The sequence below is a fragment of the Deltaproteobacteria bacterium genome, assembly GCA_016180855.1.
GTDB lineage: Bacteria > UBA10199 > UBA10199 > JACPAL01 > JACPAL01 > JACPAL01.
In genome coordinates this window covers 39,581-53,461 of sequence record JACPAL010000007.1, presented here as the reverse complement: position 1 = coordinate 53,461, position 13,881 = coordinate 39,581, and the positions used below count along the sequence as shown (strand labels likewise).

The 13,881-nt window shown below is 48.6% G+C and carries 17 protein-coding genes; 13 read left to right on the top strand and 4 right to left on the bottom strand.

Going from position 1 to position 13,881, the window contains the following annotated elements:
• Position 1: 1 nt before the first annotated feature.
• Positions 2–481 carry a hypothetical protein gene (locus HYT77_04060; GenBank protein ID MBI2067167.1) on the bottom strand — a complete coding sequence of 160 codons (480 nt, stop codon included), beginning with the start codon at positions 479–481 and terminating at the stop codon, positions 2–4.
• A 17-nt stretch (positions 482–498) separates the two neighbouring features.
• The gene (locus HYT77_04055; GenBank protein MBI2067166.1) at positions 499–1,068 is read right to left on the bottom strand and encodes a hypothetical protein; all 570 of its coding nucleotides are present in this window, start codon (positions 1,066–1,068) and stop codon (positions 499–501) included.
• Between the two features lie 124 nt (positions 1,069–1,192).
• Between HYT77_04055 and HYT77_04050 the strand changes: the two genes are divergently transcribed.
• Complete coding sequence (locus HYT77_04050; protein MBI2067165.1) at positions 1,193–1,276, top strand: FAD-dependent oxidoreductase; 84 nt, start codon at positions 1,193–1,195, stop codon at positions 1,274–1,276.
• On the opposite strand, the gene HYT77_04045 is transcribed toward HYT77_04050, so the two are convergent.
• Positions 1,271–2,245 (bottom strand): ATP-binding protein, encoded by a 975-nt coding sequence (locus HYT77_04045; GenBank protein ID MBI2067164.1) that lies wholly within the window; start codon positions 2,243–2,245, stop codon positions 1,271–1,273. The genes HYT77_04050 and HYT77_04045 overlap by 6 nt on opposite strands.
• A gap of 524 nt (positions 2,246–2,769) precedes the next feature.
• On the opposite strand from HYT77_04045, the gene mnmG reads away from it, so the two are divergent.
• The 12 genes from mnmG (at position 2,770) to atpC (ending at position 13,077) form a co-directional block, all read left to right on the top strand.
• A complete protein-coding gene (gene mnmG / locus HYT77_04040) occupies positions 2,770–4,566 on the top strand; it encodes a tRNA uridine-5-carboxymethylaminomethyl(34) synthesis enzyme MnmG (GenBank protein ID MBI2067163.1) in 1,797 nt (598 codons plus the stop codon).
• An 18-nt stretch (positions 4,567–4,584) separates the two neighbouring features.
• Complete coding sequence (gene rsmG / locus HYT77_04035) at positions 4,585–5,223, top strand: 16S rRNA (guanine(527)-N(7))-methyltransferase RsmG (protein ID MBI2067162.1); 639 nt, start codon at positions 4,585–4,587, stop codon at positions 5,221–5,223.
• Between the two features lie 90 nt (positions 5,224–5,313).
• The gene (locus tag HYT77_04030) at positions 5,314–6,132 is read left to right on the top strand and encodes a ParA family protein (GenBank protein ID MBI2067161.1); all 819 of its coding nucleotides are present in this window, start codon (positions 5,314–5,316) and stop codon (positions 6,130–6,132) included.
• Positions 6,093–7,007, top strand: coding sequence for a ParB/RepB/Spo0J family partition protein (locus HYT77_04025; GenBank protein ID MBI2067160.1), 915 nt, complete (start codon positions 6,093–6,095; stop codon positions 7,005–7,007). The genes HYT77_04030 and HYT77_04025 overlap by 40 nt, the downstream gene beginning before the upstream one ends.
• 16 nt (positions 7,008–7,023) lie before the next feature.
• Complete coding sequence (locus HYT77_04020; GenBank protein ID MBI2067159.1) at positions 7,024–7,425, top strand: polymer-forming cytoskeletal protein; 402 nt, start codon at positions 7,024–7,026, stop codon at positions 7,423–7,425.
• Between the two features lie 88 nt (positions 7,426–7,513).
• Positions 7,514–7,945: an ATP synthase F0 subunit B gene (locus HYT77_04015; GenBank protein MBI2067158.1), complete on the top strand. Its 432-nt coding sequence runs from the start codon at positions 7,514–7,516 to the stop codon at positions 7,943–7,945.
• Entirely contained in the window at positions 7,942–8,433 is a 492-nt protein-coding gene (locus HYT77_04010; protein ID MBI2067157.1) for an ATP synthase F0 subunit B, read from the top strand. The genes HYT77_04015 and HYT77_04010 overlap by 4 nt, the downstream gene beginning before the upstream one ends.
• Entirely contained in the window at positions 8,430–8,981 is a 552-nt protein-coding gene (atpH, locus tag HYT77_04005; GenBank protein MBI2067156.1) for an ATP synthase F1 subunit delta, read from the top strand. Before HYT77_04010 ends, atpH begins: the two co-directional genes overlap by 4 nt.
• An 18-nt stretch (positions 8,982–8,999) precedes the next feature.
• A complete protein-coding gene (locus tag HYT77_04000; protein MBI2067155.1) occupies positions 9,000–10,508 on the top strand; it encodes a F0F1 ATP synthase subunit alpha in 1,509 nt (502 codons plus the stop codon).
• Entirely contained in the window at positions 10,509–11,363 is an 855-nt protein-coding gene (gene atpG, locus HYT77_03995; GenBank protein MBI2067154.1) for an ATP synthase F1 subunit gamma, read from the top strand.
• Between the two features lie 41 nt (positions 11,364–11,404).
• Positions 11,405–12,826, top strand: coding sequence for a F0F1 ATP synthase subunit beta (gene atpD, locus HYT77_03990; GenBank protein MBI2067153.1), 1,422 nt, complete (start codon positions 11,405–11,407; stop codon positions 12,824–12,826).
• A complete protein-coding gene (atpC, locus tag HYT77_03985) occupies positions 12,826–13,077 on the top strand; it encodes an ATP synthase F1 subunit epsilon (protein ID MBI2067152.1) in 252 nt (83 codons plus the stop codon). Before atpD ends, atpC begins: the two co-directional genes overlap by 1 nt.
• Here atpC and HYT77_03980 read toward each other — a convergent pair.
• The gene (locus tag HYT77_03980; protein MBI2067151.1) at positions 13,065–13,877 is read right to left on the bottom strand and encodes a hypothetical protein; all 813 of its coding nucleotides are present in this window, start codon (positions 13,875–13,877) and stop codon (positions 13,065–13,067) included. The two genes, atpC and HYT77_03980, sit on opposite strands and share 13 nt — an antisense overlap.
• Positions 13,878–13,881 lie beyond the last annotated feature (4 nt).

The window sequence follows — 13,881 nt, the reverse complement described above, 5'->3', positions numbered from 1 at the left end:
TTTACACAAATTGCCACCCATCAAGCATCCCATCCATGAGGGGGGCTATTGTCCTTACGCTTTCTGACGATAATGCCTGTCCCATCTGAAGAATCCTGCCAACGACCTTATTGGCTGCCTCATCAACACTGAGGAGACAGACACCGAGTGAAGGGCTAAGGTCCAAGGGCAGATCAACACTATTGGCGAGGGTCAGTTGGTTGAGTCCCCACGGAATTGGTCGCGTGGTGAGGAGAAAGTAGAACGGTCTTATTCCAGAAAACAGGAGGCCGAAGACAGGTTGGCGTGGATCCTGCCCCGGAATAAGTATCTTAACGGCTGCCGCAGCCCCTGCCTGTTCGGCGTCCAATCCCCCCCTCAACAATACGTCTCTCACCTCAGCGGTAGCGACATTGAGTGTATGAGCCGAGGTTGGGAGATCAAGCGTGATAGTCCTCAGGGCCGTTACAGCCTGACGATAGAGATCTAACGATAATTTCATCGATCCTCCTTAAAGATTTATCTTACTGCCGTGAGAGTCCGCTCTTCTCTCTGTTGCTTCACGATTGATCTGCCGTAAAGAAGAAGGATACCGGCAACAGCCAGTAGTGAGAGACCAATGGCACCCCCTCCTTGGGTCATCTTGGTCCAACGAAGATCTATTCCATAGCGTACATCTCTTCTTCCAACTATTCCCCTGGAAATCCATAGTGACCCAAACACGCCAGTAACAATTGCACCAAGGCACGCGGCGTAGAGACTGGCGCTGCCTGTTTCAGGAACAACCCCAGAAACCTCAAAACAGAGGTTTCCATCTAACGCCCTGTTCTCTGTCTCTCTCCGCCAGCCCGTTCTCAAAAGCTGACGACCAATGGAATCTAATGTCTCTTGATCGACCACACTCTCAAATCTTGGAAAATGTCGCCCTTCAATTTCATAGCTATAAAGCGTTCCGGCATCAGGACCAAGACAGACCATATCATCCCCATCGATCCCATTTCGATCCGTGTCGACCACGAACGCCTCAGGGACCTCAGGGTGGGTGTAGATATGCGGTGAACCCGAAGGGACGAACGGTATGCTAGCCATAGAAGCCTCCTAAAAGGTTAAGCAGCCTACCTAAGTTCTCGGTTGGCTGCCGAAAATGTTGCCAAAATTCCTCTCTGATTCCTCTCTTGATGGATATCGGGGTTCCAGATAGTGAGCCCGTATAATGAGTTCCTACGACATCGTTGTGATCGGCGCCGGTCATGCGGGGTGCGAAGCGGTGCTGGCGACCTCGAACATCGACTTATAGGCTTGCCTCTAACAAGGGATCTGAAATTCGGTAGGTTTGTTCTGCTTTTTCAACAAACCCGTAATCAACCATCCTTTTCAGCATTTCACCCAACTGCGTATCTGAAGTTTGTGCCCGCTTCTTGATCTCTTCCCATCGGTCTCCCTCTTTCATGGTCTTGAGGATTCTCAAATATTTTTTCTCGGAACGGGCCGCAAAACTAAGAAACTCCGCGTAGGCAACATGCTTTCCATCTTCAATTGTTTTTTGCAAGGCCGTTTTATGAGGAAGCCGGAGCCGGTACCAACCATATTTTGTTAACCACCCAATGATGCCATCGAGTGATTGAATCGCGTCGAGAATTTCCTCTTCTTTTATCGGTGTATCCAGTTTTTTTGACCCCTCACGCAAGAAATGGAGGCCTTCTTCTTTGGTCAGTCGTCGTGTTGACAGTTCAAAAACTGCCCGTCCGTAGAGGGGCGCCTTGGCATTCGCCTGGCCCAGAAAATTGACGAGCATCCCCCGTTCCGAACCCGAGACAACAATTTTGATTTGAGGGTGGTTATCATAAATTGAGGCGAGGAGATAATCGACTTTCATTTTTTTGAGCAATTGAACCTCATCAATGACGAGTGTTATTTTTTGCTTGTTGAGGAAATCCAGGTCTTTTTTATGGAGATCCAGTGACCATGAAACCCCCTTCAAGGAGATCCCTTTTATTTCAAACCGCCTCAATTTGCTGACCTCTTCGGAGAGTTTCAGGAAAAATTCGTTTCGGGAGACGATTTCACGGCCATCCAGCCAGACATATTTTTTTCGGGACGCATTCAGAACAACACGAATAAGACTCGTCTTTCCGGTTCTGCGGAGGCCATGAACCGCAATCAGGGGGGTGTGGGGATCTTCGAGGACCTTTTTGAGCTCTTGTTGCAAGACCTCAAAGTTGTAGAAGTCTTCGAGCTTCTGTTTTGCTTGAGGGTCAAAATACATGAACTCCCCTGTAAGGGTTAGCAACTAATACATAGTATTAGTAACTAATACTTGTTTAGATGCATGTGTCAAGGCGAGAACTTCGCAACTTCTCTCCCCCCCTCTCGATAATATAATGGTTCTGCTGAAAAACTTAAGAGGAAGAGGAGGAGGAGGAAAAATGCTTGGGAAAATATTTAGTAATGTTAGAGTAGGACTTCTACTCATGATTGGTGGAGCAGCAATGTTATCGGACAATTGCGGTTGTAACACAACCTATAGTGCTGGCAAGAAACCCGCTGGGAAGGATCAATTCACCATGGAGAATGTCAGGTTCAAGGTGAAACAATACTTCTTTCCACCGATTGCGAGTCGTCTCTTTGCAAAAGATACTCAAAAGTTAAGCTAAGTGGCAAAGATCCGGATTTTGCTTTGTGACTCAAAATCCTTGTCACAAAGGTTTTGTGCCTGGCACACTTGGAAGGTTCCGAAAAATAACGATTTGTTTTGAAAATCTGCTGGGGATATCGTAACGGTTCAGCCCCATGAAACAATACGACATCATCGTGATCGGCGCCGGTCATGCCGGTTGTGAGGCGGCACTTGCCTCATCCCGTATCGGATTGAAGACCTTACTGGCCACATCCAACATCGATAACATCGCCCAGATGAGCTGCAATCCGGCGATTGGGGGGATCGGAAAGGGTCATCTCGTTCGGGAGATTGATGCCCTCGGTGGTGAGATGGGGAAGATTGCCGATGCCACGGGGATCCAGTTTCGTCGACTTAACACCAAAAAGGGGCCGGCTGTCCGGGGGACACGATGCCAATCCGACATGCTCGCCTACAAGGTAAAGATGCGACAGGTTTTGGAAAATCAACCGAACCTTTATCTCAAGCAGGTGATGGTGGATCGGCTTGTTATTCGAAATAATCAGATTGAAGGGGTCAGGACGAGCATCGGTGAATTTTTTCCAGCCAAGGCGGTTATCGTTTGTACAGGGACCTTTCTTCGTGGATTGATTCATATTGGTAGAAATAACTATCCAGCAGGCCGTGCCGGCGATTTTTCTTCAGAAAGATTAACGGAAAGTTTTAGTCAACTTGGATTTCCTGTTGGTCGCCTAAAGACAGGAACCTGTCCGAGACTTGATGGAAGAACAATCAATTTTGAGACTCTCGAGAGACAGGATGGAGATGATCCACCGCCTCGATTTTCATTTTCAAATGTTCCACAGGAATTGACCCAGGTCCCATGCTACATCACCTACACCAACGACGAGACACATCGGGTAATAAAAAATAATATAAAAGAATCAGCTATTTACAGTGGAATCATTAAATCGACAGGCCCACGTTACTGTCCCTCTATTGAAGATAAGATTGTTCGGTTTGCGGGGAAATCAAGACACCAGATTTTTTTGGAGCCTGAGGGGCTAACGACCCGTGAGTGGTATCCGAATGGGTTATCCACCTCCCTCCCGCTCAAGGTCCAGATAGAGATGTTAAGGACAATGAAGGGATTAGAAGATGTTGAGATTATGAAGCCAGGTTATGCGATTGAGTATGATTATCTCCCGCCTACGGAACTGCTTCCGACCCTCGAGACAAAGAGGATCAGCGGACTTTACCATGCCGGACAAATCAATGGTACGACTGGCTATGAAGAGGCGGCGGCACAAGGCTTGATGGCTGGTATCAATGCGTCGCTCAAAATTTTGGGGAAAGGTCCGTTTATCCTCGATCGGGCCGAGGCCTATATTGGGATCCTTATCGATGACTTGGTGACAAAAGGGGTCTCCTTTGAGGGAAGGGCGGAGCCTTACAGGATGTTTACATCAAGGGCCGAATATCGTTTGTCTCTCCGCGAGGAGAATGCCGATCTTCGATTAAGGAGGCATGGGTTTTTGTTGGGGTTAGTCACGAGTCAGGAGTTCAACCGCTTTGAAAAAAAGGTCTCCGACATTTTTCTCTTAAGGGGGTACCTCAACAATACACGCCGTAATGGTCAAACGCTTGAGGAGTTATTGAGGAGGCCTGAGGTCTCTCTTACAGGGCTCATCCCTTCCTCTGAGTTTAGCCTGGAAGTCATGGAGCAGGTGGAGATTCAGGTGAAGTACGATGGGTATCTCCATCGCCAAGAGGAAGAGGTGAGGAGGTTTAAAAAAATGGAATCGATGAAGATCCCAGAGAGGTTTTGTTATGATCGGATACCTGGTCTTTCCCATGAGATGGTTGAAAAATTGAGTCAGATCAAACCTGGGTCCCTTGGTCAGGCATCAAGGATATCAGGAATTACACCAGCGGCCCTTCAGATCCTCATGGTAAATATAATCAAGTAGTTGATATAAAACATATTTATGAATTATTTAGACCTCGAATCATTTTTTAACAAGATGACTTCAAGTCGATATGATTTCAAGCCGTTCTATGAATATCTCCAAATCCTTCTGCAGTGGAACAGTAAAATCAATCTCACCTCACTGAACGATCCAAGGATTATACTGGAAGAACTTTTTGTAGATTCGCTCTTTCTTGTTGACCAAATCAAGATGGCGGGAAGTTTAGATATAAAAATTTTGGATATTGGCAGTGGCGCCGGACTTCCGGGTATTCCATTGAAAATAGCACTTCCAGCAATTCAATTGACCCTTGTAGAATCAATCAAAAAGAAATCAGACTTTATCAAGGCAGTCGCTAGAAAGCTGTCCATGGACAATCTCGAGGTGCTGAATTTGAGACTCCATAAAGATTCAGAGATTGGACGGTATGATATCGTTGTTTCACGTGGAACAATGTCCTTGAGCGATCTCGTAAGGCTCTCACTTAATTTTGTCGTTAAGGCAGGAACGATTATAACAATGAAGGGAGAAGAGCCGTCGTCTGAAATTTCAGAGCTCCAAAAAATAACGAAGAACAATTTGATTGTCGAAAAAATCCCATATTCACTTCCCATGTCCGGAAAGAAGCGAACTCTAATTGTTGTCAGTCATATTTGAGGTGTCATAAAAATGTTTCACGTGAAACATTTTTGTTGATTTCATCAAGACATTAATTTACCTTTGGCATGGGGCTATTTAATAAAATAAATGACTGAAATAATAGGGTTTTGTAATCAAAAAGGTGGTGTCGGCAAGACAACGAGCGCCGTTAACGTTGCTGCGTCGATTGCCTTTCTTGGTAAAAAGGTCCTTTTGGTTGATATTGATCCACAATGTAACGCTACATCAGCCCTTGGTTTAGAAAAAAATTCATTAATATCAAATAGTTATAATCTATTTACCCATGAAAACATCCCATCCCCCGTTGCGACCGACCTTGCAAATCTGGATATTGTCCCCTCGACAACCGAGCTTGTTGGGGCCGAGATAGAGCTTGTCAGCTTTGATGAGCGTGAGACGAGAATCAAATCCTCCTTGAGACACTATCTTGGGAGATACGATTTCATTTTCGTGGATGCCCCTCCCTCTCTGGGTCTTCTCACCCTTAATTTACTGACGGCATCAACGTCACTCCTTATTCCGGTTCAATGTGAGTACTTCGCCCTGGAGGGGCTTACGGAACTCTTAAAGACAATTGATCTCGTCAAGAAAAGGTTAAATCCAACTCTTTCAATTGGCGGCATTATTCTTACGATGTTTGATGGGAGGAACAGGCTCTCTCATGATGTCGAACGGGAATTAAGAACCCATTTCAGCGAGAAGGTGTTCAAGACCGTCATCCCACGATCTGTTCGTATTTCAGAGGCGCCGAGCCACGGTATGCCGATCATTGTTTATGACCATAAATCAAGAGGGGCCCAGAGCTATCTGGATCTCTCTCAAGAAATCCTTGAGAGGTACAGTCTTCAGGCTCCAGGAGGTGATACATGGAAAGAAGAGCGCTTGGTCGAGGTCTTGCCTCGCTGATATCAACCGTCAAAGAGACATCTTACGAAACTCCTGTAGTGGCTACCTCCATGGAAGTCCGTTCGGGAGATGGTATGCGAATGGTGCTGGTCTCTTCAATCCGCCCCAACGAGTTGCAACCGAGGATGCACTTTGATGCTGCAAAGATTGAAGAGCTTGCTGATTCGATCAGGCAAAAAGGGATTTTGGCCCCATTGATTGTTTCAAAAAAGGGGGAACAATACGAACTTATTTCTGGAGAGCGTCGTCTTCGAGCAGCCCAGATTGCCGGATTATCCGAGGTGCCCGTGATAATTCGCGAGGCCGACAGTTCTGAAAAGTTGGAAATTGCCCTTATTGAGAATATTCAGCGTGCTGATTTGAATTCCATTGAGGAGGGATTGGCCTACCAGTCCCTCATGGAGCGATTCGGTTATACCCAAGAAGAGGTGGCGGTAAAGGTCGGTAAAGATCGTGCGACGATTGCCAACATGCTGAGACTTTTGAAGCTCCCCTCTAAGGCGAAGGAAGCGCTTCAACAGGGTCTGATAACCATGGGGCATGCCCGTGCCCTGCTCGGGATAACCGAGATCGAGAGACAGATCTATTTTTTGGAAAAAATCATTTCGGAAGGTCTTACCGTCCGTGATTTGGAGAGGCGAATTGCCGATGGACGATCGGTGCCGAGGGGGCGCCGCCGTGCCTCAAAGGTTCTTCCAGACCATCTTGTTGAAATGGTTGATCAATTTCGGAGGCTTTTAGGAACCCAGGTTCATTTGCTTCCATCCCACCCGCTGAAAAAGGGAGAGGTTTTGGGCGACAAGGGAAAGATTGTTATTGATTATTATTCACAGGGCGATTTAGACCGAATTTATAGGACTGTTACAAGGAGTTGAAAAAAAGGAGGAGAGTATGTTTGGTGAAAAAGGGATAACCGAGTCACATAAGAGTGGACCCATTAGCGGTCTTCTTGAAAGGGGATGTGAGTTCGAGGGAAAACTGACCTTTGAGGGGACTGTTCGGATCAACGGAAAGTTTACGGGAGAGATTTTTTCCGAGGGAACTCTTATCATTGGGGAAGGGGCTGTTGTTGATGGAAAGATTGAGGTTGGCAATATCATGATTCATGGAGAGGCAAACGGGAGTATCAAGGCGACGGATCGTATTGAGATGCATGCTCCCGCTGTCGTTCAGAGTGATATTACAGCACAGACCCTGGTCATCGATGAAGGGGTTGTGTTTGAGGGCTCTTGTTCAATGGGTAAAAAGGGAGTTCTCCGGTCTGTTGAAGAGGAGAAGAAAGCAGCCTCTTAAGTCGTCAGATTGTTTTCATAAGTAGGCCTTGCGAATGCCGATCGATCCTAGTAAGGGGTCTGCCGGCATTCTTTAATTATCAGGATCTATGGATCTATTACCAAATCAAACTCTGGTGTTTCAGTGGTTTATCTTTATTACGGCCGCTTTGGCCCTTCATTGGGGGGTGTTCCGGCCGATCATCCGAATTTTGAGCCTTCGTGAAGAAAAGACGGTTGGAGAACAGAAGAGGACCGTTCAGTTGATCAAACGGGGTGAAAGATTGGCGAACGACTATGCCAGGAAGATTGATGAGGCACGTACCCTGGGGGGGCGTGAGCGGGGGAGCGTTCTTCGAGAGGCGGAGGAGTTTCAACGACAGACTTTGCAGCAGGCCAAGGAAGAGGTAAACCGTCAGATTGAATCGTTACGCCTGACGTTGGAGAGAGAGGCGAGGCAGGCATCGATAGAATTGAAAAAATATTCTAACGAGGCAGCACAAGAGACGGTTGAAAAAATCCTGGAGAGAAAACTTTCATGATGAACGATTTTTTGAACGCCGGGATGCATTGGAAAACGCTCAACTTCGCCCTTTTTCTGACGTTCCTCTATTTTGTGTTGCGAAAGCCTGTTGCAGAATTCTGGAAGACACGAACCCACAAGATCGAATTCGACCTGGAAGAGGCGGCGCGCCTCCACAGAGAGGCGGCGGTCAGAGTGATTGATTTGGAGAAACGGATTGACCACTTGGATCAGGAGTCAAAAAAAATCATTCAGACCTTGCGTGACGAGGGGGAATCCGAAAAGAAAAAAATCTTGAATGAAACAGGCGGTCTTGTTGAAAAAGTCAGGCAGGATGCCGATCGAATTATGCATCAGGAGATTCAGAGGACAAAGGAACAGTTGAAGAGAGAGATCGTTGAGGCGTCACTGGAGCGGGCCAGACAGCTTCTACAGGAAAATTTCAACGATTCCGATCAGCAAAAGTTGGGTCAGAAATTTTTGCACCAGTTGGGAGGACAATTATGATGAACGGATCACTGCCAAGACGGTATGCGAGGGCGGTTTTCTCCTTGGCTCAGGAGGGTGGGCGGCTGGGGGAGTATGTTTCCTGCCTGGAGGGCCTCGGCAAAATTTTTGTCGAATCCTCCATCGCCCTGGAAACAATGGCCGAGTCCTCTTATTCAAGGGCGGATCGCCTCAAGATTCTGGAAGAGATCCTCAAAAAGGTTTCAATTCCGTTGCTACTCAAGAACTTCCTGTTTTTGCTTGTTCACAAGGAGAGGTTCTCTCTGTTTCCGCAAATCTGCCGGGAGTTCTTTTCACTTCGTGATGAGGTTGAAGGGGTTATTCGTATTCAAGTCTATTCCCCCAAGACTCCCACAGAGGAGGACTTGCGATCGATCGAGACCCTTTTGTCCACGCGGCTTCGCAAAAAGATCAAGGCGTCGGCTGTTGAAAGTCCTGAGCTGATTGGTGGCATGATGGTTCGTGTGGGAGAGACCCTTTATGATGGATCGATCAAGAGGGATCTCGAGAGAATGAAAAAGGCGATGTTGGAGAGAAGTTTTAATTAAGGAAAGGAAGGATCACCTATGGAGATACGAGCAGAAGAGATCAGCAATATCATCAAGACCCAAATAAAAAATTTTGGAAAAATGGTTGAGGTCTCCGAAGTCGGCACCGTTCTTTCGGTAGGAGACGGTGTTGCGCGGGTTCATGGCTTGGAAAAAGTGATGGCGGGCGAACTCGTGGAATTTCAGTCGGGACTTCGCGGCATTGTCCTGAACCTGGAAGAGGACAATGTCGGTATTGCCGTCATGGGGCATGATACGGAGATCCGCGAGGGAGACACCGTTCGAAGGACCGGTCGTATTGCTGAGGTTCCGATTGGTCCCGCCTCGATGGGGCGTGTTGTGAACGCCCTTGGGGAACCGATTGACGGTCTTGGGCCGATCAACACCAAAGAGACACGCAAGATTGAGGTGAAGGCACCTGGTATTGTCTATCGTCGTTCGGTCCACGAACCTCTTCAGACCGGGCTTAAGGCGATTGATGCGATGATCCCGATCGGTCGTGGCCAACGCGAACTTATTATCGGGGACCGACAGACGGGCAAAACGGCGATCGCGATTGACACGATCATTAATCAAAAAGGCCAGGGTGTCTATTGCTTCTATGTGGCGATTGGGCAGAAACAGTCGACCGTTGCCCAGGTGGTTGAGAAACTCAAGAATGCCGGCGCGATGGAATATACGACTGTCATTGCAGCTAATGCCTCCGATCCCGCACCGCTGCAGTTTTTGGCCCCCTATTCCGGTTGCGCCATGGCGGAGTATTATCGGGATAGCGGAAAACATGCCCTTATCATCTATGATGATCTTTCCAAGCATGCGGTTGCCTATCGGCAACTTTCATTGATTTTGAGGCGCCCTCCCGGACGCGAGGCATTTCCTGGCGACGTTTTTTATCTCCACTCACGTCTCTTGGAGCGGGCCGCCAAGATGTCGGCGGAACAGGGAGGTGGCTCCTTGACCGCCCTGCCGGTCATTGAAACGCAGGCGGGCGACGTCTCGGCCTATATCCCGACAAATGTTATTTCGATTACTGACGGTCAGATCTATCTTGAGGCAGACCTCTTTTATGCCGGTGTGCGTCCGGCGGTCAACGTGGGGCTTTCCGTCTCACGCGTGGGTGGAAATGCCCAGATCAAGGCGATGAAGCAGGTGGCGGGAACGCTTCGGCTGGAACTGGCCCAGTATCGCGAACTGGCGGCGTTTGCCCAGTTTGGAAGCGATTTGGACAAGGCAACGCAGGCCCAATTGGCACGTGGCGAACGCCTTGTCGAGGTGTTGAAACAGGGGCAGTACCAACCAATGCCGGTGGCCCACCAGATCCTGCAAATCTTTGCCGCAACCAACGGCTATATCGATGACTATCCCGTTGCCTCGGCCCAAAAATATATGAAGGAGATGATCCGGTTTATACAGACCAATCACCCTGACTTGGAAAAGAAAGTTAATGACAAGAAGATGCTCGATGATGAGATCAAGGGCGGCGTTAAAAGGGTCTTGGACGAATTCAAGATCAGTTTTCAGGCGTAAATGGCAACCCTAAAGACCATTCGAAAAAGGATCGCCTCGGTCAGGAACACCCAGAAGATTACCAAGGCGATGAAAATGGTGGCAGCGGCAAAACTCCGCCGTGCCCAGCAGCGGGTTGTTCAGGCACGTCCCTATTCAATGAGGGTTGAGGAGATGCTTCAGTATGTGGCGGCCCTTTCTCCATTGCATCCCCTTCTGCAGGAAAGGGAGAATCCCACCCGGGCTGAATATTTAATCCTTACGTCGGACCGTGGATTATGCGGCGGGTTTAATGGAAATCTCTTGAGAAGGATCGAAGAGCAGATCCGCCAACCAGATTTAAATTACACCGAGACACGCCTGCATGTCATTGGCAAGAAGGGGCGGGATTTTTTTAAATCGAGAAGTCGGGATCTGGCCTCCTGTGAAACTGGTCTCTATGAGAAGTTTGAATTTGGTCAGGCAGAAAAGATGGCGGATGATTTCATTCGTGGATATCTGGAGGAGAAGTTTGATCACCTCTACCTCGTTTATAATTACTTCAAGTCAGCGATCTCTCAGGAAGTCCGTATCGAAAGAATTTTGCCTGTGAGGCGCCAGAGCCTCTCGGATTATCTGCCGGAGTATCTTTATGAACCGGATCGGAATACGATTTTGGAGACGTTGATTCGGAAGAGCCTTGGAACATTGGTCTACCGGGCCTTTTTGGAATCAATGGCCAGTGAGCTTGGGGCCAGGATGTCTGCCATGGAGAGTGCTACAAACAATTGTTCCGATTTTATTTATCGATTGACGCTTCAACTCAACCGTGCCCGTCAGGCCTCTATCACGAAGGAGTTGATGGATATCGTTAATGGAGCGGAGGCGTTGAAATAATAGGAGGAGATGTTATGAAGCTTGTCAAAGGAGAAGGTGGTATGGCCCAGAAAGAGTTACCCAAGGGAAAGATTACGCAAGTTATGGGGCCGGTGGTTGATATCCAGTTTCCTGCCGGTGCCCTGCCGGACCTTTATACGGCCTTGAAGGTCTCCAATCCTTCCATCAATAATAAACCCTGGAATCTGGTGCTCGAGGTGGCTCACCACTTAGGTGAGAGTATCGTTCGTTGTATTGCGATGGACTCGAGTGAAGGTTTGGTCCGTGGGGCCGAAGTGCTCAATACCGGAGAGCCGATCAAGGTTCCTGTGGGAAAAGAGGTATTGGGACGGATTATCAACGTAGTTGGTGAACCGGTAGATGAGCAGGGACCGGTTCAGGCAAAGGCCTACTATCCGATCCATCGTTCGTCGCCAAAATTTGTTGAACAGAGCACCACAACCGAGATTTTTGAAACCGGAATCAAGGTCATTGACCTGCTGGCCCCCTACGTCAAGGGGGGGAAGATCGGTCTCTTCGGAGGTGCCGGCGTCGGAAAGACCGTCATGATCATGGAACTGATCCATAACGTCGCCATGGAGCATGGGGGCTATTCGGTATTTGGTGGTGTTGGTGAGAGAACACGCGAGGGGAATGACCTTTGGCATGAGATGAAGGAGTCAGGGGTTATTGGCAAGACGGCGCTTGTTTACGGCCAGATGAACGAGCCGCCGGGTGCGCGTGCCCGCGTTGGACTAACCGCCTTAACGGTGGCCGAGTATTTCCGCGACGAAGAACGTCAGGATGTCTTGCTTTTTATCGACAACATCTTTCGGTTTACGCAGGCCGGTTCGGAGGTTTCGGCCTTGCTCGGTCGTATTCCATCGGCCGTCGGTTATCAACCAACCCTTTCGACCGACTTGGGTGAGTTGCAGGAGAGAATCACCTCAACCACCAAAGGTTCTATCACCTCGGTACAGGCGATTTATGTCCCTGCAGACGACCTGACCGATCCCGCCCCGGCGACCACCTTTGCCCATCTTGATGCTACAACCGTCTTGTCGCGGCAGATTGCCGAACTGGGAATCTATCCGGCCGTTGATCCCCTGGATTCGACCTCCCGTGTCTTGACCCCCGAGGTCCTTGGTGAGGAGCATTACCGTGTGGCCCGTGATGTTCAGAAGATCCTGCAGCGTTACAAGGATCTGCAGGATATCATTGCGATCCTCGGCATGGATGAATTGTCCGAGGAGGACAAGCTGGTTGTCTCCCGTGCCCGAAAGGTTCAGAAATTTCTTTCCCAGCCGTTCTTTGTGGCGGCCCAATTCACGGGCTTGGAAGGAAAATATGTGAAGCTGGCAGAGACGATCCGTGGATTTTGCGAAATTATTGAAGGGAAATATGATGATCTGCCGGAGCAGGCGTTTTATATGGTTGGGACTATTGAAGAGGTTATTACAAAGGCACAAAAACTGGCGGCCTGATGTCAAAATTGAGACTTATTATTGTGACGCCTGAAAAACCGATTGCCTCGGAAGAGGTGGATGAGGTTGTTCTTCCTGGTATTGAGGGCCAGTTTGGCGTCCTTCCGGAACATACCACCCTGCTCAGCGAATTGGGAAATGGAGCCTTGACCTTCAAAAAGGGGAACCAATCCCAGACAGTTCAGATTTTCGGTGGTTTTTGTGAGGTGCGACAAAATCAGGTCACCGTTTTGGCGGATCAGGCCGGTTGAGAGAGCAATCCTTCAATAAAATGTCGTTTTGAAAAGTCGCCGAGCGTCAGATAAGTCCAGACCCCTTCCCTTCCCAGGAGTTTTTTGGCGATTTCAGAAATCGCAAGCCCTTCTTCTCGTAACTTTTTTGCCTTGAATTGGATCTCTTCCATAAACTCCAGTTTCTTTTGAAGGGCCTCTTTTCCTCGCCCCAAAACGGGTGAATGACCGCAGAACAGGTCTGCAAAATCGAGGGTGATCGCCTTCTTGATCCCTGCCATCGCCTGGAGAGGGTTCTCTTCTTTTCTCCAATAAATTTTCCGGGCGGCGATGTAGAGATCAGCGGAAAAAAGCCAACCCTCTTTCTTTTCGTAAAAGATCTGCATGTCGTCGGAGTGGCCTGGGCTTGAAATCACTTCGAAACAGTGTCGTTCCGTCTCCAGCTTTTGAGGCAGTGGATCGGCAAGGCCGCCCAAACTTTTTCCCCAGAAAACAAGACCGTAAGGTTGAGTTTTATTAAACGGATTCACAATTCCCCGCTTGATCCGGTCGAGACTGGATTGAGGAGCCAAAATCGGGATTCCGGAAAGGTTCAGACTGATGACATTTCCTGCATGATCCTCGTGATAGTGTGTGATGGCTGCACGAGTCACCTCCTCACTATCCAAAAAACCCTGAAAGGGGCGTGTGACACAGGGGCAACCGCTGTCGATCAAAAGCCCGTCAACCAGATAGGCATGACAGTGATAAAAAGTTCTTCCCCCCAGGCTACGGGCCATCGTCAATCGTTTTGTGGGACCGAACCGGTCGAGGCGAAGCATAACT

Coding starts and splice junctions, on each gene's coding strand:
- HYT77_04050 (MBI2067165.1), top strand. CDS start 1,193: ATGAGTTCCTACGACATCGTTGTGATCGGCGCCGGTCATGCGGGGTGC.
- HYT77_04055 (MBI2067166.1), bottom strand. CDS start 1,068: ATGGCTAGCATACCGTTCGTCCCTTCGGGTTCACCGCATATCTACACC.
- atpG (MBI2067154.1), top strand. CDS start 10,509: ATGGCAACCCTAAAGACCATTCGAAAAAGGATCGCCTCGGTCAGGAAC.
- HYT77_04025 (MBI2067160.1), top strand. CDS start 6,093: ATGGAAAGAAGAGCGCTTGGTCGAGGTCTTGCCTCGCTGATATCAACC.
- HYT77_04030 (MBI2067161.1), top strand. CDS start 5,314: ATGACTGAAATAATAGGGTTTTGTAATCAAAAAGGTGGTGTCGGCAAG.
- rsmG (MBI2067162.1), top strand. CDS start 4,585: ATGAATTATTTAGACCTCGAATCATTTTTTAACAAGATGACTTCAAGT.
- HYT77_04060 (MBI2067167.1), bottom strand. CDS start 481: ATGAAATTATCGTTAGATCTCTATCGTCAGGCTGTAACGGCCCTGAGG.
- HYT77_04045 (MBI2067164.1), bottom strand. CDS start 2,245: ATGTATTTTGACCCTCAAGCAAAACAGAAGCTCGAAGACTTCTACAAC.
- HYT77_03980 (MBI2067151.1), bottom strand. CDS start 13,877: ATGCTTCGCCTCGACCGGTTCGGTCCCACAAAACGATTGACGATGGCC.
- atpD (MBI2067153.1), top strand. CDS start 11,405: ATGGCCCAGAAAGAGTTACCCAAGGGAAAGATTACGCAAGTTATGGGG.
- HYT77_04000 (MBI2067155.1), top strand. CDS start 9,000: ATGGAGATACGAGCAGAAGAGATCAGCAATATCATCAAGACCCAAATA.
- HYT77_04010 (MBI2067157.1), top strand. CDS start 7,942: ATGATGAACGATTTTTTGAACGCCGGGATGCATTGGAAAACGCTCAAC.
- mnmG (MBI2067163.1), top strand. CDS start 2,770: ATGAAACAATACGACATCATCGTGATCGGCGCCGGTCATGCCGGTTGT.
- HYT77_04020 (MBI2067159.1), top strand. CDS start 7,024: ATGTTTGGTGAAAAAGGGATAACCGAGTCACATAAGAGTGGACCCATT.
- HYT77_04015 (MBI2067158.1), top strand. CDS start 7,514: ATGGATCTATTACCAAATCAAACTCTGGTGTTTCAGTGGTTTATCTTT.
- atpH (MBI2067156.1), top strand. CDS start 8,430: ATGATGAACGGATCACTGCCAAGACGGTATGCGAGGGCGGTTTTCTCC.
- atpC (MBI2067152.1), top strand. CDS start 12,826: ATGTCAAAATTGAGACTTATTATTGTGACGCCTGAAAAACCGATTGCC.